General features: G+C 68.1%; 20 protein-coding genes. 17 read left to right on the forward strand and 3 right to left on the reverse strand.

Annotation, left to right across the window (positions count from 1 at the left end; all coding sequences use genetic code 11):
- Window positions 1-30: 30 nt before the first annotated feature.
- From EWE75_RS16790 to EWE75_RS16820, 7 genes are all read left to right on the forward strand, one after another.
- Window positions 31-1725, forward strand: a complete 1695-nt coding sequence (locus tag EWE75_RS16790; RefSeq protein WP_130159255.1) for an Hsp70 family protein — start codon at window positions 31-33, stop codon at window positions 1723-1725.
- The gene (locus EWE75_RS16795) at window positions 1722-4145 is read left to right on the forward strand and encodes a hypothetical protein (RefSeq protein ID WP_130159256.1); all 2424 of its coding nucleotides are present in this window, start codon (window positions 1722-1724) and stop codon (window positions 4143-4145) included. Before EWE75_RS16790 ends, EWE75_RS16795 begins: the two co-directional genes overlap by 4 nt.
- Before the next feature lie 43 nt (window positions 4146-4188).
- Window positions 4189-5376, forward strand: a complete 1188-nt coding sequence (locus EWE75_RS16800; RefSeq protein ID WP_130159257.1) for a BaiN/RdsA family NAD(P)/FAD-dependent oxidoreductase — start codon at window positions 4189-4191, stop codon at window positions 5374-5376.
- Between the two features lie 56 nt (window positions 5377-5432).
- Window positions 5433-6011, forward strand: a complete 579-nt coding sequence (gene pdxH, locus EWE75_RS16805) for a pyridoxamine 5'-phosphate oxidase (protein WP_130159258.1) — start codon at window positions 5433-5435, stop codon at window positions 6009-6011.
- On the forward strand, window positions 6008-6937 hold the full coding sequence (locus tag EWE75_RS16810) for a cation diffusion facilitator family transporter (RefSeq protein WP_130159259.1): 930 nt from the start codon (window positions 6008-6010) through the stop codon (window positions 6935-6937). The genes pdxH and EWE75_RS16810 overlap by 4 nt, the downstream gene beginning before the upstream one ends.
- Window positions 6934-7725, forward strand: a complete 792-nt coding sequence (locus EWE75_RS16815) for a PhzF family phenazine biosynthesis protein (RefSeq protein ID WP_130159260.1) — start codon at window positions 6934-6936, stop codon at window positions 7723-7725. Before EWE75_RS16810 ends, EWE75_RS16815 begins: the two co-directional genes overlap by 4 nt.
- Window positions 7726-7909: 184 nt before the next feature.
- Window positions 7910-8803, forward strand: coding sequence for an SDR family oxidoreductase (locus tag EWE75_RS16820; protein ID WP_130159261.1), 894 nt, complete (start codon window positions 7910-7912; stop codon window positions 8801-8803).
- A 10-nt stretch (window positions 8804-8813) separates the two neighbouring features.
- Here the strand turns inward: EWE75_RS16820 and mnmA are convergent, their stop codons facing one another.
- Window positions 8814-9920 (reverse strand): tRNA 2-thiouridine(34) synthase MnmA, encoded by a 1107-nt coding sequence (gene mnmA / locus EWE75_RS16825; RefSeq protein WP_427915794.1) that lies wholly within the window; start codon window positions 9918-9920, stop codon window positions 8814-8816.
- Window positions 9921-10076: 156 nt separating this feature from the next.
- Here mnmA and EWE75_RS25630 point away from each other — a divergent pair, with 156 nt between their 5' ends.
- The 3 genes from EWE75_RS25630 to EWE75_RS16840 all read left to right on the forward strand — a co-directional run bounded on the left by EWE75_RS25630 (window position 10077) and on the right by EWE75_RS16840 (window position 11054).
- A complete protein-coding gene (locus EWE75_RS25630) occupies window positions 10077-10400 on the forward strand; it encodes a hypothetical protein (RefSeq protein ID WP_130159262.1) in 324 nt (107 codons plus the stop codon).
- A 2-nt stretch (window positions 10401-10402) separates the two neighbouring features.
- Window positions 10403-10702, forward strand: a complete 300-nt coding sequence (gene sciP / locus EWE75_RS16835) for a CtrA inhibitor SciP (RefSeq protein ID WP_130159263.1) — start codon at window positions 10403-10405, stop codon at window positions 10700-10702.
- A gap of 100 nt (window positions 10703-10802) precedes the next feature.
- Window positions 10803-11054, forward strand: a complete 252-nt coding sequence (locus tag EWE75_RS16840) for a GlsB/YeaQ/YmgE family stress response membrane protein (RefSeq protein WP_130159264.1) — start codon at window positions 10803-10805, stop codon at window positions 11052-11054.
- A gap of 58 nt (window positions 11055-11112) precedes the next feature.
- Here the strand turns inward: EWE75_RS16840 and EWE75_RS16845 are convergent, their stop codons facing one another.
- Window positions 11113-11841, reverse strand: a complete 729-nt coding sequence (locus EWE75_RS16845) for an SIMPL domain-containing protein (RefSeq protein ID WP_130159265.1) — start codon at window positions 11839-11841, stop codon at window positions 11113-11115.
- Window positions 11842-12130: 289 nt separating this feature from the next.
- On the opposite strand from EWE75_RS16845, the gene EWE75_RS16850 reads away from it, so the two are divergent.
- The 3 genes from EWE75_RS16850 to EWE75_RS16860 all read left to right on the forward strand — a co-directional run bounded on the left by EWE75_RS16850 (window position 12131) and on the right by EWE75_RS16860 (window position 17854).
- On the forward strand, window positions 12131-13321 hold the full coding sequence (locus EWE75_RS16850) for an efflux RND transporter periplasmic adaptor subunit (protein WP_130159285.1): 1191 nt from the start codon (window positions 12131-12133) through the stop codon (window positions 13319-13321).
- Window positions 13322-13327: 6 nt separating this feature from the next.
- Entirely contained in the window at window positions 13328-16447 is a 3120-nt protein-coding gene (locus EWE75_RS16855; protein ID WP_130159266.1) for an efflux RND transporter permease subunit, read from the forward strand.
- A 144-nt stretch (window positions 16448-16591) separates the two neighbouring features.
- Window positions 16592-17854: a DUF445 domain-containing protein gene (locus EWE75_RS16860; protein WP_231708414.1), complete on the forward strand. Its 1263-nt coding sequence runs from the start codon at window positions 16592-16594 to the stop codon at window positions 17852-17854.
- A gap of 131 nt (window positions 17855-17985) precedes the next feature.
- Here EWE75_RS16860 and EWE75_RS16865 read toward each other — a convergent pair whose 3' ends face one another.
- On the reverse strand, window positions 17986-18657 hold the full coding sequence (locus EWE75_RS16865; protein WP_130159267.1) for an HAD-IB family hydrolase: 672 nt from the start codon (window positions 18655-18657) through the stop codon (window positions 17986-17988).
- A gap of 62 nt (window positions 18658-18719) precedes the next feature.
- Here EWE75_RS16865 and EWE75_RS16870 point away from each other — a divergent pair, with 62 nt between their 5' ends.
- The 4 genes from EWE75_RS16870 to EWE75_RS16885 are packed head-to-tail and all read left to right on the forward strand — an operon-like array spanning window position 18720 to window position 22250.
- Entirely contained in the window at window positions 18720-19829 is a 1110-nt protein-coding gene (locus EWE75_RS16870; RefSeq protein WP_130159268.1) for an ABC transporter permease, read from the forward strand.
- Complete coding sequence (locus tag EWE75_RS16875) at window positions 19826-20653, forward strand: ABC transporter ATP-binding protein (protein WP_130159269.1); 828 nt, start codon at window positions 19826-19828, stop codon at window positions 20651-20653. The genes EWE75_RS16870 and EWE75_RS16875 overlap by 4 nt, the downstream gene beginning before the upstream one ends.
- Window positions 20653-21615 carry an MlaD family protein gene (locus EWE75_RS16880; protein ID WP_130159270.1) on the forward strand — a complete coding sequence of 321 codons (963 nt, stop codon included), beginning with the start codon at window positions 20653-20655 and terminating at the stop codon, window positions 21613-21615. Before EWE75_RS16875 ends, EWE75_RS16880 begins: the two co-directional genes overlap by 1 nt.
- A gap of 38 nt (window positions 21616-21653) precedes the next feature.
- Window positions 21654-22250: an ABC-type transport auxiliary lipoprotein family protein gene (locus tag EWE75_RS16885; protein ID WP_130159271.1), complete on the forward strand. Its 597-nt coding sequence runs from the start codon at window positions 21654-21656 to the stop codon at window positions 22248-22250.
- The last annotated feature ends 93 nt before the right edge of the window (window positions 22251-22343 follow it).

Raw genomic sequence — 22343 nt, forward strand, 5'->3', positions numbered from 1 at the left:
GCGACACAACGTCACGGGACAGGACACACGATGATCATCGGCATCGACCTTGGCACCACCAACAGCGCCTGCGCGGTGTGGAAAGACGGCGCGGCGACGCTGATTCCCAACCGGCTCGGCGAGACGCTGACGCCATCGGCGGTGAGCATCGACGATGGCGGCGCGGTGCTGGTCGGCGTGGCGGCGCGCGAGCGGCAGGCGAGCCACCCCGACGCGACCGCCACCGCGTTCAAGCGCTACATGGGCACCAAGCGCACCACCAAGCTCGGCGGGCGCGACTATAGCGCGGAGGAATTGTCCGCGCTGGTGCTGCGCAGTCTGAAGGAAGATGCGGAGATCTTCCTCGGCGAGACCGTGACCGAAGCGGTCATCACCGTGCCGGCCTATTTCAACGACCAGCAACGCAAGGCCACGCACCGCGCCGGCGAACTGGCGGGGTTGCGCGTCGAGCGGCTCATCAACGAGCCGACCGCCGCCGCGCTCGCCTACGGCATCCACAATCTCGATGCCGAGGCGCGGTTCTTCGTGTTCGATCTCGGCGGCGGTACGTTCGACGTGTCGATCGTCGAGATTTTCGAAGGCATCATCGAAGTGCGCGCCTCGACCGGCGACAACCAGCTCGGCGGCGAGGATTTCAACGAGGTGCTGATCGCGCTGATGCGCGAGCGCTTCGCCGAGGAATGGGGCGAGGCGGCGCGCAACGACCGGCTCTACCAGCGCTTGCGCGAACAGGCCGAGCGGGCGCGGCGCGACCTGAGCGGCGGCGGTGCCGCGACGATGCGCGTGGTGTGGCAGGACCACGCCTATGAGATGGAGATCGACGCGGCGGCCTTCGAGGCGCAGGTGGCGGGGCTGATCGAGCGCTTACGCGATCCGGTGCTGCGCGCGCTGCGCGACAGCGATTTGCGGCCCGAGGCGCTGTCCGACATCATCCTGATCGGCGGGGCGACGCGGATGCCGCTGGTGCGGCGCGCAGTGGCGCGGATGTTCGGGCGCTTCCCCAATGCGACAGTCAACCCCGATGAGGCGGTCGCGCTGGGCGCTGCGGTTCAGGCCGGGCTGAAGGCACGCGACGCGGCGCTGAAGGAAGTCGTCGTCACCGACGTGTGCCCCTATTCGCTCGGCGTCAACGTCAGCCGCGCGCTGCCCGGCGGCGGCTACGAACACGGCATCTTCGCGCCGATCCTCGAACGCAACACGGTGATCCCGGCGAGCCGCGTCCACGGTTTCCAGACGCTCACCGACAATCAGTCCGAAGTGGTGTTCGGCATCTACCAGGGCGAGGCGCGGCTGGTGCGCGACAATGTCGAGATCGGCAAGACCAAGGTGAAGGTGCCGCGCGGCCCCGCCGGGCAGGGCATGGAAGTGCGCTTCTCCTATGACGTGAGCGGTCTGCTCGAAGTCGATATCGTCGTCGAACAGACCGGCGAGCGCACCAGCCTCGTCATCAACGACGATCATGTCGCCGACGACAAGATCGCCGAGCGGCGCACGCTGCTCGCCAGCCTGAAGACGCATCCGCGCGACGAGGAACTCAACCGCGCGGCGCTGGCGCGGGGTGAGAAATGCTATGAGAATTTCCTCGGCGACGATCGCGCGCATGTCGACCATCTCATCAGGCGGTTCCAGCACGCGCTCGACGGGCAAGACCCGCGCACGGTCGAGCAGGCGCGTGCCGAGTTCCACGCCGCGCTCGACGGACTCGAGGGCGAGCGCTTCCTTTGAACATCTGGACCGTTCTCGGCATCGCGGCGACGGACGACCGCGCCGCGATCCGCCGCGCCTATGCCAAGACGTTGCGCACCACCAACCCCGAGGACGATCCCGAGGGCTTCAAGACGCTTCGTTCCGCATATGAGATGGCGCTGAACTACGCGGACAACGCCGCCGCCTGGGCTGTGGAGGACGACGAGGAAGACGCGTACGAGGAAGACGGGGAGGACGGCGACGCGGGCGTGACGCTGCGCTTCAGCGAGGCCGAATTTTTCGAGATGATCGCGCCGGGCGAGGGCGACGGCGAAGACGACACGCCCGACGCGCCGCCGTCGCACCCGCGCTTTCGCACCAGCCCGGTCGCGGGCGACCCACCCGGCGAAAGCGCACCCGACCTCGCCGGCGTGTTCGCCGAGCGCGAGGCCGAGGTTGCGCAGGTGCGGGCGCTGCTCGCGACGCTCGAACGATCGCTGCGCGGGCCGTGGGACGGCGACGAGACGATGCTGCGTAAGACGTTCGCCGCGCTGCTTGCCACACCGGCGATGGACGGGATCACGCTGCGCGCCGATGTCGAACGCGCGGTCGCCGAGATGCTCGCCGACACGATCCCGCGCAGCGACGCGATTCTGGTTGAGGCGGCCACCGCGTTCGGCTGGACCGACGAGCGGCTGAACATCGCGTCGCCATCGGTCGCGGCGGTGCTTGCGCGATTCGACGAATGGCGGCTGGCCGAGACGCTCGCCCGAAACGGCAACCCGCTTCGGCCGGCCTGGCGCAGCCTGACACGCCCCGCCGGAGCCTATTGGTCATGGCGGCTCGCCGCATTCCGGCCGGGGCTGGAAAGCGGCGTGGCGACTTTGTTCGGCGCGCGCGGGCCGATCGCGCCGGGCCTCGCGTATTCGTTCAAGGCCGATTCGGTGGCGCGGTGGCAGCGCTTCCTCGGCCGTCCCCACTGGACGCTCGGCATGCTCGCAGCGATGCCGATGGCGATGCTGCTCTATTTCGCGTTCAACGACGCGTTCGGCGATCCCGTGCCCGCGATACGCCCGTGGGCGGACTGGGCGATCACGCTCGCCATCGTGCTCAGCCCGTGCGTACCGTTTGCGGCGCGGTGGCTGCGCCATCGCTGGTTGCAGGCGCCGCACCCGGACTGGCTGGCCGAAGGCTGGGTCGTGGGGCCGGCGGTGGTGCTGGTCACCGCGATGCTGCTGCCCGAATCGCAAGCCGCGCTGCTCGGGCTCGCGCTGCTGACCGCGCTCGCATGGGCTTGGATGGCGGTGGCGGGTGGCACGGCGACGATCGAGGCGGTGCGGGCGCGGCTGAAAGCGAGCGCGTCGCCGGGCCTCCTCGGCGTAGTGTTCGGCGGCGGTTGGGCGGGGACCGCGCTCGATCCGATCCACCGCACCGCGCTGGTGCTGGTGTTCGCGTTCGGCGCGACGATCATGGTCGGGCCGCTGACCCAGGCTGCGGCGCTGCTGGAGCGTGTGCCGCGCTGGCGCGCCGGCTTCGCGGTGCCGCTGGTGGTGGCGATCGGCGGATTGGCCTATGGGGCGGCGCTGCTCCTCGGCATTCGTGGCGGGGCGTTCTATGCCGCCGCGCTGACGGTGATCGCGGGCTCCCTCATCGTGGCGGCGGCGCAGATCGCGGGCGTGCATGGTAACCGCGAGCATCTCGCGCTGCGCGTGCTCAAGATGGTGCTGGTCGCGGCCTTCGTGTTCGCGGCGATCGTGTCGGTCGGCGAGGTCGATGAAAATTGGGCGCCCGACCCGTCGCTCCGCACGAAGACCGAAACCGCACTCGAGTCGCACAGCGCCCAGGCGGCGAAACTGCGCGCGCTGCGCGAGGCCGTTCCCGGCTTTGACGTGATCGCGCGCGGCAACCCACGGCTGTGGCAGCAGATCACGCAGGCCGTGGACGGCCAAATCGGCGCCGCAGCGACGGCGACTCGCATCATCGATCTGGTTGGCGCAGCCTATGCGAACAATGTGCCCGTCGCGCCGGATACACCGCTGCTGGAGGAGATCGAAATCCGCCGGCTGCGGCTGCTCGCGCTGCGCGATGTCTCGGGCGAGGCGTGCGCGAAAGCGCGCACCGCCGTCGACGAGAAGGCGCTGCCGCGCGCGCTGCGCGACCGCCAGACCGCGCAGACCTTCGCGATCGCGGCGGCGCCGGTGCTGTCGGCGGCGGAACTGGCTGCGGCGCGGCCGTATCCGCCGGTGACGTTCAATGCGATGGTGACGCACGGAACCGGGCTCGACGTCGCCGGCTTCATGCGCGCGGCGGACGGCAGGGCGGGCAAGCCAGCGCAATGCAACGCGCGCATCGCCTTGCTGGCCGCGCTGTCCCACGCGCCCGACCGCGCCCGCGCCGCCGCGACCGCGCGGATCGTGCTGTTCCCCGCCCCTGAAACGCCAGCCACGCCATCGCGTTGACGCGGATTTCCCGCGCGGCGGTTTTGCCCCTAAAGGCGGTGCGATGACGATCCCGACTTACGATACGATCATCCTCGGCGCAGGCGCCGCCGGGCTGATGTGCGCCGCCATCGCCGGGCAGCGCGGCGCGCGCGTCCTGCTGGTCGACCATGCCGATGCGGTGGGGAAGAAGATCCTGATCTCGGGCGGCGGGCGGTGCAATTTCACCAACCTCCACACCGTGCCCGACCGCTATATTTCCGCCAATCCGCATTTCGCCAAATCGGCGCTGGGGCGCTACACCGCGCAGGATTTTATCGCGCTGGTCGAGGCCTATGGCATCGCCTGGCACGAGAAGACGCTCGGGCAATTGTTCTGCGACGGATCGGCCAAGCAGATCGTCGCGATGTTGCAGGCGGAGTGCGACAAGGGCGGCGTGACGCTGGCGCTCGGTGCGCCGGTGGGGGCGGTGGACCATGCGGACGGGCTGTTCCGCGTCGATATCGGCGGTCGCGCGGCGGCGGCGCCCGCGCTGGTGATCGCCACCGGCGGGCCGTCGATCCCGCAAATGGGCGCGACCGGCTTCGCTTATGATCTCGCGCGGCGGTTCGGGCTGAAGGTGGTCGAGCCGCGCCCGGCGCTGGTGCCGCTGACGCTGGGCGGCGACGAGACGTTGTTCCGCTCGCTCTCGGGCGTCGCGACCGAGGTGATGGCGAAAACCGGCAAGACCGGCTTCCGCGAGGCGGCGCTGTTCACGCACAAGGGGCTGTCCGGCCCGGCGATCCTGCAGATATCCTCCTATTGGCGGCACGGCGAGAGCGTCGGCATCGATTTCCTGCCCGCGCTGGCGAGCGGCTGGCTGGTCGCGGCGAAACATGCGCGGCCACGCGCGACTTTGGGCGGTGCGCTCGACAACCATCTGCCTGCGCGGCTCGCGGTGACGCTCGCCGACCGGCTCGGGCTGGAGGGCGAACTCGGCGGCTTCACCGACAAGCGCGTCAGCGAGGCCGAGCGGCAATTGGCCGACTGGCGCTTCTCGCCCAACGGCACCGAAGGATTCGCCAAGGCCGAGGTGACGGCGGGCGGCATTTCCACCGCCGAACTGTCGTCGAAGACGATGGAAGCGCGCAAAATGCCGGGCCTCTATGCGATCGGCGAGGCGGTCGATGTCACCGGCTGGCTCGGCGGGTATAATTTCCAATGGGCGTGGGCGAGCGGCTATGCGGCGGGGCTGGCGATCGCAGGGGCGTAGCCCCAAACTGAGGGTGGGTGGTTACGTCCGGCCCCGCCACGCGTTACAGCGCGATCATGACCACAGATCCCTTCGCCCTGTTCGATGCCTGGTACGCCGAGGCACGCGCATCCGAGATCAACGATTCGAACGCGATGGCGCTCGCCACCGCCGATGCGGCGGGACGGCCAGCGGTGCGGATGGTGCTGCTCAAGGGGCATGGTCCCAACGGTTTCGTGTTCTACACCAACCAGGAGAGCCGCAAAGCGAGCGACATCGCCGCCAACCCGCAGGCCGCGTTGCTCTTCCACTGGAAGTCGCTGCGCCGCCAGATCCGTATCGAAGGACCGCTCGCGCCGGTCAGCGACGCGGAGGCCGACGCCTATTTCGCCTCGCGCGGGCGCGATTCGCAGCTTGGCGCCTGGGCCTCGGACCAGTCGCGCCCGCTCGATGCCCGCGAGACGTTCGAGGCGCGCTTCGCCGAGGTGCAGGCGCGGTTCGAGGGTGGTGACGTGCCGCGCCCGCCGCATTGGTCGGGCTACCGCGTCACGCCCTTGCGCATCGAATTCTGGCAGGACCGCGCCCACCGCCTCCACGAACGCCACCTGTTCACGCGCGCCGGCGACGGCTGGAACGAGGGCCTGCTCTACCCATGAGCGGTCCCGTCCCGCTGGCGACCCGCGCCGCGCTCGCCAGCGTGGCGACGGCGTGCTTCCTGCTCGCGCTCAAGGGCTATGCGGCATGGTCGACGGGCTCGGTGGCGATGCTCGGGTCGCTCGCCGATACCGCGCTCGATCTCGTCGCGTCGTGCGTCACGTTGTACGGCGTTCATCTCGCCACGATCCCGGCCGATCACGACCATCGCTACGGCCACGGCAAGGCCGAGGCGCTGGCGGCATTGTTTCAGGTCGCGCTGATCTCGGTGTCAGCGGTCGGCATCGCCTGGGAGGCGATCGGTGCGTTCAGCGCGCGTGCGCCGGCGCAGAATGCCGGGACCGGCATCGGCGTGTCGATCGCTGCGATCGTGGTGACGCTGGCGCTGGTCGCCTATCAGCGCCGCATCATCGCCGCGACCGGATCGGTCGCTGTCGGCGCCGACAGCGTCCATTACCAGTCCGACCTGCTGCTCAACGGATCGGTGATCGTCGCGCTGGTGCTCGACCAGCTTCTGCATGTGCGCGGCGCCGATCCGGTGTTCGGCGTGCTGATCGCCTTGTGGCTCGCCTGGGGTGCGCTGCATTCGGCGGGGACGGCGATCGACCTGCTGATGGACAAGGAATGGCCGGTCGCCGAGCGTGACCGGCTGATCGCGCTGATCGCCGACCATCCCGATCTGCGCGGGCTGCACGACATCCGCACGCGCCGTTCCGGCACGCGCGATTTCGTGCAATTCCATATGTATGTCGCGCCCGAGATGACGGTCGCCGACGCGCATGAGGTGATGGATTCGGTCGAGGATCGCATCAAGGCGGCGTTCCCCAACACCGAAATCCTGATCCATCTCGATCCCGGCTGGCTGCTCGATGCGGCAAACCCGCTGATCGAACCCGATGTGATCGCAGAGGCAAAGGCGCGCGGATGAGACTCCCCTTCAGCCAGATCGACGCGTTCGCGCACCAGCCGTTCACGGGCAATCCGGCGGCGGTGATGCCGCTGGCCGAATGGCTCGACGATGCCGTTTTGCTGGCGATCGCGCGCGAGAACAATTTGTCCGAAACCGCCTTCCTGGTCCCCGATGCGAGCGGCGAGAGCGATTTCGAGCTGCGCTGGTTCACCCCCGCCGCCGAGGTCCGGCTGTGCGGCCATGCGACACTCGCCAGCGGGCATTTCGTGCTGGCGGCGGACCCGGACCGGGTGCGAGTCACCTTCCGCACGCGCCGCGCCGGGCTGCTCGCGGTCGATCGGCAGGGGGACGGCTATGCGCTCGCGCTGCCGGCATGGGCGCCCTCCCCCAAGCCGCTGCCCGAAGTGGTCGCGGCGCTCGGTGTCGATGCGGTCGAGACCTTGTGGCGCGAGGGCGGCTACGGCGTGATCGTGCTCGCCGACGAAGCCGCGGTGCGCGCCTGCACCCCCGACATGGCGCGGCTGGCCGCGACCGGCGACCATCAGGCGATCGTCACCGCACCGGGCGACGCGACCGACGTGGTGAGCCGCATGTTCGCGCCGGGCGCCGGCGTCGCCGAAGACCCGGTGACGGGATCGGCCCATGCTGTGATCGTGCCGTATTGGGCGGAGCGCCTCGGCCGCGACAGCTTCACCGCCTATCAGGCGAGCGCGCGCGGCGGGCGGCTGACGTGCGCGCTCGATGGCGACCGGGTGCTGCTGGGCGGGGCGTGCGTGACGGTGATCGAGGGAACGTTCTTCCTGTAAATCGTCGCCCCGGCGCAGGCCGGGCCGTTCGGTTTGGGGCAGCCGGTTCGCCGGATCACACAGCGGCCCCGGCCTGCGCCGAGGCGACGGAGGGTGGTGATGTTTATACCATGATAATGTCCCACCTTTTACCGCGATAACTTCGCGCCGACATGGCCTCTCGAACGCAATCGGAGACCCTGTCATGCGCGTATTCCTCACCGGAGCGACCGGCTTCATCGGCTCGCGAATCGTACCAGAATTGCTTGCCGCCGGGCATCAGGTGCTCGGGCTGACGCGATCGGACGACGGCGCGCGTGCGCTCGAAGCGGCAGGTGCGGAGGCGTTTCGCGGCACCCTCGAAGCGCCCGAGGGTCTCGCCGACGGCGCAGCGCAGGCCGATGCGGTGATCCACACCGCGTTCGACCATGATTTCATGACCTTTGTCGCCAATTGCGCGAAGGACGCGCGGGTCATCACCGCGCTTGGAGCGGCGCTCAAGGGGTCCGACCGGCCGCTCATCATCACCTCGGGCACCGGCATAGGCAATGTCGTGCCCGGCCAGCCCGCCACCGAGGACGCGTATCTCCCCGACAATCCCCATCCACGCGCGCTGTCCGAGAAGACCGGCGCCGAACTGCTGGAGGCGGGGGTCAACGTCTCGGTGGTGCGGTTGGCGCAGATACATGACACGGTGAAGCAGGGGCTGGTCACGCCGTATATCGAGATTTCGCGGGCCAAGCGCCTCGCCGCCTATGTCGGCGACGGACTCAATCGCTGGCCGGCGGCGCATGTGCTCGACGTGGCGAAGCTCTACGTGCTGGCGCTGGAAGCGGCGGAGGCCGGCGCGCGCTATCATGCGGTCGACGAGCAAGGCGTGGCCGCGCGCGACATCGCCGACGCGGTCGGCGCTGGGCTTGGCGTGCCGGTGGCGTCGCTGACGCCGGAGGAAGCGCAGGCGCATTTCGGCTGGCTCGGCCTGTTCGTCGGCATGGACTTGACGGCATCGAGCGCGTGGACGCGCGCGCGGCTCGGCTGGCAGCCGAGCGGACCGGGGTTGATCGCCGATTTGGCTGCGATGGACTATTCGGTGGGGTAAGCGCCGCCGCTTACGCCGCGACCAGCGCGCGCTCGGTCTCTTCGATCCAGCCGCCGCCGAGCACGCGTTCGCCGGCGTAGAGCACTGCCGCCTGCCCCGGCGCGACGCCATATTCGGGCGCGTCGAAGGTCACGCGGTCGCCCGTCAGCCGGGCGGGCACGGGCTTGGCGAGCGAGCGCACCTTGGCGGTGACCGGCCCGTCGAAATCGCCGCCGAGCCAGTTGATCCCACTCAGCCGCGCCGATCCCACCGCGAGCGCGCGGCGCGGGCCGACCACGACCTGCCGCGTGGCTGCATCGAGCCGGATCACATAGAGCGGCTCGGGCGTACCGCCGATTTCGAGGCCGCGACGCTGGCCGACCGTGAAGTGGATCAGCCCCTTGTGGCGCCCGAGCACGCGCCCGCTCTCCTCGACGATCTCGCCGCTGGTGTCGGCTTCGGGGCGGAGCTTCTTGACCAAGGACGCATAATCGCCGTCGGGCACGAAGCAGATGTCCTGGCTGTCGGGCTTGGCGGCGACGCCCAGCCCCAGTTCGGCGGCGAGTTCGCGCACGCGCGGCTTGGGCAGGCCGCCCAGCGGGAAGCGCAGATAGTCGAGTTGCGCCTGCGTTGTCGCGAACAGGAAATAGCTCTGGTCGCGCGCGGGATCGGCGGCGCGGTGGAGTTCCGCGCCGTGCGCGCCCTCGACCCGGCGGACATAATGGCCGGTGGCAAGGCAATCCGCGCCGAGATCGCGCGCGATCTTGAACAGATCGGTGAACTTCGGCCCCATGTTGCAGCGGACACACGGGATCGGCGTGCGACCGGCGAGATATTCGTCGGCGAACCCGTCGATCACGTCGGCGCGGAAGCTGCTTTCGTGATCGAACACATAATGCGCGATGCCGAGCCGGTCGCACACCGCGCGCGCGTCGCGGATGTCGCGGCCCGCGCAGCAACTGCCGGCGCGGCCGACCGCCTCGCCATGATCGTAGAGCTGGAGCGTGATGCCGATCGTCTCCGCGCCACTGCGCGCGGCGAGCGCGGCCACCACCGACGAATCGACGCCGCCCGACATGGCGACGACGATGCGGCGGCCGGCAAGGCCCGCGAGCTGGAAATCGGCTTCGGAGATCATCGCGTGCAGATAGGCGGTCACGGCGGCGGATGCAAAGCGCCGGGCCGCTTGCACCGGATCGGACGCACTCCGCAGTTTTTCTTTGCCGGCTTTACCAGACCTTTAGAGAGCGTCGTTTAGACTGATTCGCTTGCCGTAAGCGTATCGGACAATATCGTGGACCTGAGCTTTTCCCGTTTCGAGCCTGACAGCCAAGCGACCAGCCTGCCGGCGGACCTGGCGGTCCTGATGGTCGGCGTTTCGGCGCGTCAGGCGGCCAGCCCGACCGCGATCCTCCACGCCCGCCTCACCCCCATCGTCATCCCGACGAGTCGGTTCGCGCCGGCCGACGGTGCGTTCAACGGAGCCGTGGCTGCGATGTTCATCCGCTGGGAAGCGGATGAAGGCGACGTTTACCTTGCTACTTTAACCGCCCTTCAATCCCAATGCGGTAATCCCGTTTTGACGAGAGAGGGGGCCCCCCGCCCCGATCGAGGTTAGTGATGATCGAGAACCAGAAAATTCGACCGGCCAAGGTGATCGGCCCGCTTGGGGAGCCGCTGACGCTCGAGTCGCTGCCACCGCCCGAGACGACGCGCTGGGTGGTGCGCCGCAAGGCCGAGGTCGTGGCTGCCGTCAACGGCGGGTTGCTGAGCGTCGACGAGGTCTGCCAGCGCTACAACCTCACCGTCGAGGAGTTCGCCAGTTGGCAGCGCGCGATCGACCGCTCGGGCATGCCCGGGCTGCGCGTAACGCGCATCCAGCATTACCGCTCGCTTTACGAACGCCAGCAGAAATACTGATCGCCAAACGGCCGCGCACCCACGGTAAACCGGAACAAATTCGCTCCCGAAACGTCTTGCTCCCTGTCATCCCCGTCGCGGGGGCATAATGGAGGGAAACATGGGCTTCATCATTTGGCTTATCGTCGGCGGTGTCGTGGGTTGGCTTGCAAGCCTCGTCATGCGGACGGACGGTCAGCAGGGGATCATCCTCAACGTTGTCGTCGGTATCATCGGGTCCGTAATCGCTTCGGCGCTGTTCGGCGGTGGTATCAACCAGGTCATTACTGTCACGACCTTCATCTATTCGTTGATCGGCGCGATCATCCTGCTCGCGATCGTCAATCTGGTTCGTCGCGGCTCGCTGCGCTAACGCTAAGATCTGAACGCCTTCCGGGCCGCGCGGTGCGAACCGCGCGGCCCGTGTCGTTTCACTTGAGCAGGAAGCGCACCGTCAGCGTCGCGGATACGCGCGACTCACCCGCCGCGACACGCGTCGAATCTGCGGCCACGGCGGAGCGCTGGAACAGCATCGGCGCGGGCGTCGCACCATCGTTCATGCCGCTCTCGGCGATCGAGACGACCCGCGCGACCGACATGCCCGCTGCGCGCGCGTAAAGCTCCGCGCGGGCACGGGCGATCTTGACGGCGGCGGCGCGCGCCTCGTCGAGCGCAGCTTCGGGATTGTCGATCGCGAGGTTTGGACCGTCGATCTGATTCGCGCCGACTCCCGCCAGCGAATCGAGGATCGTCCCCGATTTCGCGATATCGCGGAACCGGATCGCCACCGAATTGGTCGCCTGATAGCCGGTGATCGTCGGCGCCTTGCCCTCGGCATACAGATATTGCGGGCTGAGGTTGACGGTCGCGGTCTGCACGTCGCGCGCGTTCACCCCGGCACGCTTGAGCGCGTCGAGCACGCGAGTCATGCGCTGCGCATTGTCGGTCAAGGCCGCCGCCGCCGTCGCGCCCTGCGTCACCACGCCCGCGCGAATCGTCGCTACGTCAGGGATGCGTGTGGTGCTGCCCTCGGCCTGCACGTCGAGCAACGTGCCTTCGGCGAGGATGGTCGGCGATGCCGGCGCCTGCGCCTGCGCGCCGGCAGGCAAGGCGGCGAGCGGAAGCGCGGCCAGCGCGGCCGCCTGAAGATAGAAGCGCATTTTCGGAACTCTCCCGGTTGGTCGGGCCGTCAAGGCCCGGTTCGGTCCTGTTCGCACGGCGTAGAACAACCGAGGATGAACGAAGGTGAACGGCGGTTCGCCAAGAAAATCCTCCGGTGTTGGCAATATACAACAGATTTCGCGCGTAAATCCGCCCACGGCGTCTTGCCGAAGCGCCTGTGACGCTTCATTCCTCACCCGCCTCGCGATGAGCCCTTGAGCGCGGTGCGTTGTTTCTGTAACACAGCACCCGGTACGCGGCATCGGCCGGGGCGAGGACGTGAGCGACATGAATTACGAAACGCCGTTATTGGACAATGACGGCACCCTTGCCCTGCCCGCCCCCGAGGCGGAACGCGGCTATCGGCGCGCGCTGGTGATCGGCGCGGTCGTCGCGATCGTCGCGGCGCTCGCGCTGGGCTGGTGGTGGATGCACAGCCACCCCGCCGCCAAGCCCGCCGCGGTCGAGCAGATGCCGAGCGTCACCGTATCGGCGCCGGGCCGATCCGACGTGGCGGAGGTCATCTCGGCGACGGGTACGCTCGCCGCCAAGCGCGACATGCCGGTCGGCGTCGCCGGCGAGGGCGGCATGATCACGCGCGTGCTGGTCGAGCCGGGTCAGTGGGTCGGCAAGGGCCAGGTGCTCGCCACGATCGACCGCGCGGTGCAGACGCAGACCGGCGCATCGCTCGCCGCGCAGGTTCGCGCGGCGCGGGCGGATGCCGGCATCGCCCAGTCCAATTACAATCGCGCGCTGGCGCTGGTTGATCGCGGCTTCATCTCGAAGGCCGATCTCGAACAGAAGGCCGCGACCCGCGACGCCGCGTTCGCGCGCGTCAAGGTCGCGCAGGCGTCGCTCGACGAGCAGCTCGCCCGCAACGGCCGGCTCGACATCCGCGCGCCGGAGGCCGGGCTGATCCTCGCACGCGGCGTCGAGGCGGGTCAGATCGTCGGCGCCGGCACGGGCACGCTGTTCCGCATGGCCGAACGCGGCGAAATGGAGATGCGCGCGCAGTTGAGCGAGGGCGATCTCGCCGCGATCCATGTCGGCTCGCCCGCCACCGTCCGCCCGGTCGGTAGTAGCGTGAGCTACACCGGAGCCGTCTGGCAGATCTCGCCGGTGATCGACCCGCAGACCCGGCAAGGCATCGCCCGCATCGCGCTGCGGTACGATCCCGCGCTTCGCCCCGGCGGCTTCGCCGCAGCCGAGATCGGCGGCGGCTCGTCGAGCGCGCCGCAACTCCCCAACTCGGCGATCCAGAGCGATGATCGCGGCAATTTCGTCTATGTGCTCGACGCGAACAACAAGGTCGTGCGCCGCAACGTTACGGTCGGCGAGGTTTCGGACAGCGGCGTCGCGATCGCCGAGGGGCTGAACGGCACCGAGCGGGTCGTGCTGTCGGCGGGCGCGTTCCTCGCGCCGGGGCAGAAGGTGAACCCGATCCTGCAAAAGCCGCTTCCCCAAAAGCCGCGCGGCTGACGCGCGATGGGCTTCCGCAACATCTCCGCCTGGTCGATCCGCAACCCCGTGTTCGCGATCGTCGTGTTCTTCATGCTCAGCGTGGCCGGCATCGTCAGCTTCATGACGATGGACGTCAACAATCAGCCCGACATCGAATTCCCGGTCGTCATCATCGAAGTGAACCAGCCGGGCGCCGCGCCGACCGAGCTTGAGACTCAGGTCACGCAGAAGGTCGAGGCGGCGGTGCGAAGCCTTCAGGGCATCGACGAGATCGATTCGACCGTGACCGAGGGCACGTCCGAGACGGTCGTCCAGCTCGCGATCGGCACGCCGATCGACCGCGCGGTCGAGGACGTGCGCGGCGCGATCCAGCAGATCCGCAGCGATCTGCCCGACGGCATCCTCGAACCGCAGGTGATTCGCGCCAACACCACCGGCAACGATCTGGCGAGCTACGCCGCGATCGGTACCGACATGACGATCGAGCAACTGAGCTGGTACATCGACAACACCGTGTCGAAGGAACTGCTTTCGGTCCCCGGCATGGCCGCGATCCAGCGCAACGGCGGCGTCAGCCGCGAGATTCGCGTGATCCTCGATCCACTCAAATTGCAGGCGCAGGGCCTCACCGCGAGCCAGGTCAACCAGCAGCTCCGCCAGGTCAATCTGAACGCCGCCGGCGGCCGCGCCGAGATCGCCGGATCGGAGCAGGCGGTGCGTGTGCTCGGCAACGCCAAGAGCGCCTATACGCTCGGCCAGACGCAGATTTCGGTCGGCGGCGGGCGCTCGATCCACCTCTCCGACATCGCCGACGTGCGTGATCTCTATGCCGAGCAGCGCTCCTCCTCCGAGCTCGACGGCCGGCAGGTGCTGAGCTTCGATTTCCAGCGGTCCAAGACTGGTTCCGACGTCAACGTGTACAAAGGCGCGGTCAAGAAGCTCGCCGAGCTTGAGGCGCGCAACCCCAAGGTCAAGTTCAAGCAGATCTTCAACTCGGTCAAATACACCGAGAAGCAATATGATTCGGCGATGGAATCGATGGTCGAGGGCGCGTTGCTCGCGATCGTCGTGGTGTTCATCTTCCTGCGCGACTGGCGCTCGACCGTGATCTCGGCGCTGGCCATCCCGCTGTCGGCGATCCCGAGCTTCTGGTTCATGGATCTGATGGGCTTCACGCTCAACAACATGACGTTGCTGGCGCTGAGCCTGGTCGCGGGTGTGCTGGTCGATGATGCGATCGTCGAGATCGAGAATATCGTGCGGCATATGCGGATGGGCAAATCGGCGTATCAGGCGTCGATCGACGCCGCCGACGAGATCGGCCTCGCCGTGCTGGCGACGACGATGGCGATCGTCGCGGTGTTCCTGCCGGTCGGACTGATGCCCGGCCTCGCCGGCCAGTTCTTCAAGAATTTCGGCCTCACCGTCGTCGTGTCGGTGCTGATGAGCCTCGCCGTCGCGCGGCTCATCACGCCGATGATCGCGGCCTATTTCCTCAAGGCGCACGGCACCGCCAGCCACGGCGAGGGCAAGCTGATGGACGCCTATATGGCGACCTTGCGCTGGACGCTGAAACATCGCTGGTCGGCGATCGTCGGCGCGGCCACCGCGCTCGCGCTGACGGTGGTGTGCTTCTCGATGATCCCGCAAACCTTCCAGCCCGACCGCGACAACGACAGCAGCCGCGCCAATATCGAGATGGTGCCCGGCACCACGCTCGCGCAGACCCAGGTGGTCGTGCGCAAGGTCGCGGACTTCCTCAGCAAACAGCCCGAAGTCGCCTCGGTCTATTCGCGCGCGTTGGTCGGCAGCGGCCGGGTCAGCGCGATCCTCAAGCCGCGTGGGCAGGGCCGCAACGTCACCAGCGTCCAGTTCGAACGCAATCTCGCGCCGCAGTTCGCGCAATTCGCCGATGCGCGCGTGACCTTCCAGTCGGGCAACGGCTGGGGCAGTTCGGGTCGCGAGTTCACCGTCACGCTCGGCGGGGATGATCCCGCCGAGTTGGTCAAGACCGCGCAAACTTTGGTCACGCAGATGTCGAGCGTGCCGAGCTTCATCGCGCCGCGCATCTCGGGCGATCTCGAACGGCCCGAGATCGTCATCCGGCCGCGCATGGACCTCGCCGCCAACCTCGGCGTGACGACCAGCGCGCTGTCGAGCGCGATCCGCATCGCCACGCTCGGCGATATCGACCAGAACAGCGCGAAATTCTCGCTGTCGGACCGTCAGGTGCCGATCCGCGTCGCGCTCGCGCAGAATTCGCGCCAGCGGCTGTCGACGATCAAGAACCTGCCGGTGCAGACCGCCGCCGGCGAATCGGTGCCGCTCGGCCTCGTCGCCGAAATCGGCTTCGGCGCGGGGCCAACCAAGATCGAACGCGTCGCGCAGCAGCGCCAGATCACCGTCGGCTCGGACCTCGCGCCCGGCGTGGTGAGCGGCACCGCGAAGAAAATGGTCCACGATCTGCCGATCTTTAAGGCCATGCCGATGGGCGTGAAGGAACTCGTGCTCGGCCAGTCGAAGTGGGAGGAGGAGATGATCTCCAACTTCATCGTCGCGGTGGCGGCGGGCGTGTTCCTGGTGTTCGCGGTGCTGGTGCTGCTCTACCAAAGGCTGCTGCCGCCGTTCGTCAACATGGGGTCGCTGATCCTGGCGCCGCTCGGCGGGCTGATCGCGCTGCTCGTCACCGGCTATCCGATCTCGATGCCGGTCTACATCGGCATGCTGATGCTGCTCGGCATCGTCGCCAAGAACTCGATCCTGCTGATCGATTTCGCGCTGGAGGAGATGAAGCACGGCGTACCCGTCCGCGCCGCGATTATCGACGCCGGGCACAAGCGCGCGCAGCCGATCGTGATGACGACCGTCGCGATGGTCGCGGGCATGCTGCCGACCGCGTTTGGCCTGGCCGGCGACAAATCGTTCCGCGCGCCGATGGGCATCACCGTGATCGGCGGGCTGACGCTGTCGACGATCCTGACGTTGCTGATCGTGCCCGCGCTGTTCAGCCTCGCGGTCGGCGTCGAGCGCTGGGCCGGGCCGCGGCTCGGGCGGCGGCTGCTCACCTATCGTCCCGGCGACGACGGCCAGCCGCTGATCGAGCATGACGACAAGCCGCTGCTGCCGCCGCATCCGGCGGAATAGCCTGTCGTCGCCCCGGCGCAGGCCGGGGCCGTTGGGTTTTGGGGCATGCGGTTCGCCAAGTAACGCAGCGGCCCCGGCCTGCGCCGGGGCGACGATAATCACGCCGGACTTGAACTATCCGGCGCGTCGGGCTTTCCTCCCATGATGAACAAAGCCGGCCGCCCGCGTATCGAAGCCGTTTCGCCGGGACTGGTCCGCATGCGGCTGATCGCGGCCGGGCTCTTGCTGGCGATGGCGGCGGTGTTCCTCGTCTCGCGCGCTTACGATCAGCGCTGGCCAGCGCTCGGCTTCGTCCGCGCCTTCGCCGAGGCGGCGATGGTGGGCGGCCTTGCCGACTGGTTCGCGGTGACGGCGCTGTTCCGCCATCCGCTCGGACTGCCGATCCCGCACACCGCAATCATCCCGCGCAACAAGGATCGCATCGGCACGACGCTGGCCGCGTTCCTGCGCGACAATTTCCTGATTCCCCGCGTCGTCGCGCGCCGCATGCTGCGGCTCGACGTGGCGGGCGCGGCGGGGCGCTGGCTCGCCAATCCGCTCGCGCGCGACGGGCGAATCGCGCGCGGCGCGTCGGCGCTGACCATCCACATGCTCCAGGCGCTCGACCAGCAGCGGCTCGGCGGCATGGTCAAGACGATGATCGGCACGCGGCTGAACGAACTCGACGTTGCGCCGCTGCTCGGGCAGGCGCTCACCGCCGCGATCGCCGAGGGGCGTCACCTGCCGCTGCTCGACGGCATCGTGCGCTGGGCGGCGCGAATCCTGGAGGCAAACGACCATCTCATCCGCGCGATGGTGCATGAGCGTGCCGGTTCGATCCTGCGCTGGACCGGGCTGGACGAGACGCTCGCCAACAAGATCATCGCTGGGCTGAACGGGCTGCTCAGCGACATGGCCGCCGATTCGGCGCACCCCTTGCGCGCCAAGGCCGAGGAGGGGCTGGAGAGCCTCGCCCACGACCTGATGCATTCGCCCGAGATGCAAGCGCGGGTCGAGGCGATCAAGGCCGAGATCATCGCCAATCCGGCGATGCAGCGCTGGCTCGACGGAATTTGGGAACAGGCGCGCGGCGGCATGCTGCGGATGGCAAGCGACCCCGACCGGGTGATGCAAGGCCCGATCGGCGACGCGCTGCGCCAGCTCGGCGAGACGCTCCAGCGCGAGGACCGCCTGCGCGCGACGATCAACCGCTTCGTGCGCCGCACCGTCGTCGGCATCGCCGCCGATTATGGCGACAATATCGTCCGGCTGGTGTCTGAGACGGTCAAGGGCTGGGATGCGGAGACGATCACGCGCCGGCTGGAGAATGCGGTGGGGCGGGATTTGCAGTATATTCGCATCAACGGGACGTTGGTCGGTGGGCTGGTCGGGTTGGTGATCCACGGTATCGACGTGGCGCTGGGCTGAGCGTCGCGCGCCACAACATCGTCACCCCAGCGCAAGCTGGGGTCTCTCCGTGATAGCGCGCCAGCCCCCGGAAGACCCCAGCTTGCGCTGGGGTGACGATAGGTGTGGCGTCGGGACGGTCGTTTACGCCCTCACCGCTCCCAATCCACCACCGTCCACCCGCGCAGTGCCGCCATCACGCGCAGCGGCGCGTGGGCGTTGACTGCGAAGGCTTCGTCGGCCCATTCGAGCGTCGGCGCGTCGGAGACATGATCGCTGTAGAAGCGGATCGTCGCATCCTCGCGCGCGATCCCCTGTTCGGCCATCCACGCTTCGATCATGCGGAGTTTGGCGGGGCCGTAGCAATTCTCGCCGGCGATTCGCGCGCGCACCCGCCCGCCGTCGGATGTCACGCCGGTCCCGATCACGTCGTCGAAGCCGAGCCGCTCGGCGATTGCGCCCGCGTAAAAGGCGTAGGAGGCGGTCGCCAGCACGATTCGCCGCCCCGCCGCGCGATCCGCCGCGATCGCCGCGCGCGCGCCGGCATAGACGCCGGTCGCGACGACACCGTCGGCGAAGCGCGCCGCCGCCGCCGCCGCGCGCGCCTCCGGCCACGCATTGCCGAGCATCAGGCGCTGGGTCGCCGCCTTCAGCCCGCCGCGATCGAGCCGCTTGAGCGCGTAGCCAAGCGTCGCCACGCCCGCGAGCGGCAGCAGCGCGAGCCGCCACGGCATTTCGCGACGCGCGCTCGAAACGAGGAACGAAGTCCAGGTCGGTGCGTAGGTGATGGTCTTGTCGAGGTCGTATATGGCGATGGCGTGCATCGTTTCATCCTAGCAACAGCGCGGCTTGCCGTTCCAGTGCGATTGCAGCAAAGATGCGCGCGATGACCGAGTCCGCCGCCTTCACGTCCGAACGCTCCGGTGAGCGAGACGTGGTCCGCTTCACTGGCAGCCTGTCGCTGGCGCAGATCGGCGATCTGCCGAACCGGTTGCACGATTACGATGGCAAGGTCGATACGATCGATCTCAGCGGGATCGAGCGAATCGACACCGTCGGCGCGTGGCTGATCCACCGATTCGCGGCGCAGCACGACGCGAAGATCGACGGGCTCGACCCGGACGGCACACATCTGCTCGAACAGGTCGCGGCGGCCGATCAGCCGGTCGCGATCCGCCCCAACCCGGTCGGCGGCCTCGCCCGCGTGATCGGCGAGGTCGGCGATGCCGTCGTGCTGACGGCCAACACGTTGTACGGGCTGCTCGGCTTCTTCGGCGCGACGATGATCGCGGTGTGGCACATCATCATCCACCCCAAGCGCTTCCGCTTCAACGCGACGATCCAGCGGTTCGAGGTGGTCGGCGTGAAGGCGCTCGGCATCATCGGGCTGATGAGCTTCCTGATCGGCATCGTCATCGCGCAGCAGGGCGCGGTGCAGCTCCGCCAGTTCGGCGCGGAGGTCTATACGATCAACCTGCTCGGGCGACTCACGCTGCGCGAACTCGGCGTGCTGATGACCGCGATCATGGTCGCGGGCCGTTCCGGCTCGGCGTTCGCGGCGCAGCTCGGCACGATGAAGCTGACCGAGGAGATCGACGCGATGCGGACGATCGGCGTCTCGCCGATGGAGGCGCTGGTGCTGCCGCGCGTGATGGCGGTGGTCATCATGATGCCGCTGCTCGGTTTCTATTCGGCGCTGGTCGGGATCATCGGCGGCGGGCTGCTGTGCTGGGTGTCGCTCGGCATTCCGCCGGTGACGTTCATCCAGCGGCTGCGCGAGGTGGTGCCACTCACCGATCTCTATGTCGGGCTGGTCAAGGCGCCGGTGTTCGGCGCGATCATCGGCATGGCCGGCTGTTACCAGGGCATGCTGGTCGAGGGCGATGCCGAGCAGGTCGGCCAGCGCACCACGTCGGCGGTGGTGCAGGGCATCTTCCTCGTCATCGTGCTCGATGCGTTTTTCGCGGTGTTCTTCACCTATGTGGGCTGGATATGAGCACGCGTTCCCCGTCTGAAACCGACGACGTCATCGTCGTACGCGGCCTGCGCAACAGCTTCGGCGATCAGGTCGTCCATGACGGGCTCGATCTCGAGGTGCGGCGCGGCGAGATCTACGGCGTGGTCGGCGGGTCGGGCACCGGCAAATCGGTGCTGATGCGCTCGATCATCGGCTTGCAGAAGCCACAGGCGGGCGACATCCATGTCCTCGGCGAGCCGACCATCGACCGCGAGGAGACCGAGATGGTCGATCTCTCGAAACGCTGGGGCGTGCTGTTCCAGGGTGGAGCGCTGTTCTCGACGCTGACCGTCGCCGAGAACGTGCAGGTGCCGTTGCGCGAATTCTACAAGGCGCTGCCGCAGTCGCTGCTCGACGAGATCGCCGCGTACAAGGTGGTGATGACCGGCCTGCCCGCCGATGCCGGCCCGAAATATCCGTCGCAACTGTCGGGCGGGATGCGCAAGCGCGCCGGCCTCGCGCGTGCGCTCGCGCTTGACCCTGAAGTGCTGTTCCTCGACGAGCCGACCGCCGGGCTCGATCCGATCGGCGCCGCCGCGTTCGACGAGCTCATCAAGTCGCTCCAGAAGACGCTCGGCCTCACCGTGTTCCTCATCACGCACGATCTCGATACGTTGTACGCGATCTGCGACCGGGTCGCGGTGCTGGCCGACCATAAGGTGATCGCGGTCGGCACGATCGACGAATTGCTCGCGACCGATCATCCGTGGATTCAGGAATATTTCAGAGGGCCGCGCGGCCGCGCCGCGAACGCTTCGGTGGAGCATGCCGCGGCCAAAGAGATTGCAGGGACCGAAAGCTGATGGAAACGCGCTCGAATCACGTCCTGGTCGGCTCGGTCGTGCTGATCCTGCTGCTGGTGATGGCGGCGTTCCTCGTGTGGATCGCGCGCTTCGGCGCGGCGACCGACAAGGAATATGACATCTTCTTCAAACAGTCGGTCGACGGGCTGGCGAAGGGGTCGGCGGTCGCCTTCTCGGGTGTGCCGAAGGGTGAGGTGAAGGAAATCGCGCTCACCAACGATCCGCAGTTCGTGCGCGTGCGAATCAGCATCGACAAGGATACGCCAATCCTGGTCGGCACCTCCGCGACCATCCAGGGCAGCTTCACCGGCACCAGCACGATCCAGCTCGACGGCGCGGTCAAGGGCGCTCCGCCGATCACCTGCCCCGAGACCAACCCGCTGCTCGATTGCCCGAACGGCGTGCCGACCATCCCCGCCAAGGCCGGCGGTCTCGGTGCGTTGCTCAACTCGGCGCCGAAGCTGCTTGAGCGCATCTCGACGCTGACAGAACGGTTCAACGAACTGCTTTCGGACAAGAACCAGCAGTCGATCACCGGCATTCTCGCCAATACCAACCGGCTGACCGGCGCGCTCGCCGATCGCGGGCCGGAGATCGCCGCGACGCTCGCCGAGATGCGTACCACGCTCAAACAGGCGAGCGACGCCGCCAAGCAGATCGGCGATCTGGCGGGATCGACCAATGCGATGATCAACGAGGACGTCCGCCCGGCCACCAAGAACCTGAGCTCGGCGGTCGCGTCGGCGCAGCACAGCATGGAAACGCTCGACGCGGCGATCACCGACGCCCGGCCGGGCATCAAGGCGTTCTCGAAGGAGACCATCCCTGAAGTCGGCGCGCTCATCCACGATCTGCGCAACATGTCGCAGGCGCTGACCGCCGTCGCCGAAAAGCTCGATCGCGGTGGCGCGGGGTCGCTCGTCGGCCAGCCCAAGCTGCCCGACTATAAAGGTGGCAAGTGATGGCCCAAAAACCGACGGCCCAGCATATGAGGTTCCCGATGCGTCCGCTCTCCCTGAAGGCTTCCGTCGCTCTCGCCGCGCTGGCATCGCTGTCGGGCTGCATCAGCCTCTCGCCCAAGCCGCCCGCGTCGCTGCTGACGATCACCTCGACCACCGCGCTGCCGACCGGTCAGGACCAGAGTTCGGCGACGGCGGCGACGATCGTCATCCAAGTGCCCGCCGTCTCGCAGGCGCTGGCGGGCAATCGCATCCCGGTGCAGATCAACGACACCTCGATCGCCTATGTTCCCAAGGCGATGTGGGTCGAGCCGCCGGCGCGGCTGTTCGCGCGGCTGGTGTCGGATACCGTCGCGGCGAAGACCGGACGCGTCGTGCTGAGCGTCTCCCAATTCCGCGCCGATCCGGGAGCGCGGCTGTCGGGCGAGCTGCGCAGCTTCGGGATCGATGCCACCTCGAAGCAGGCGGTGGTCGCGTTCGACGGCGCGCTGATCCGCGATGACAAGAACGTGATCGACAAGAAGCGCTTCTCGGCAAGCGTGCCGGTCGCCACGATCGATGCGAACGGGAGTGCGGCGGCGCTCAACCAGGCGGCAAATCAAGTCGCGGGCGAGGTTGCGGACTGGGTGGGGAAGTAACGGCTTACGCGCCCGGCTCCATTCCCTAACCGTTCGTGCCGAGCGAAGTCGAGGCCCCCCCCCCAGCGCAGGGGGCGCGCCTTCGCGCGGCAC

Origin of the sequence: Sphingomonas populi (assembly GCF_004208535.1) — a bacterium.
GTDB lineage: Bacteria > Pseudomonadota > Alphaproteobacteria > Sphingomonadales > Sphingomonadaceae > Sphingomonas > Sphingomonas populi.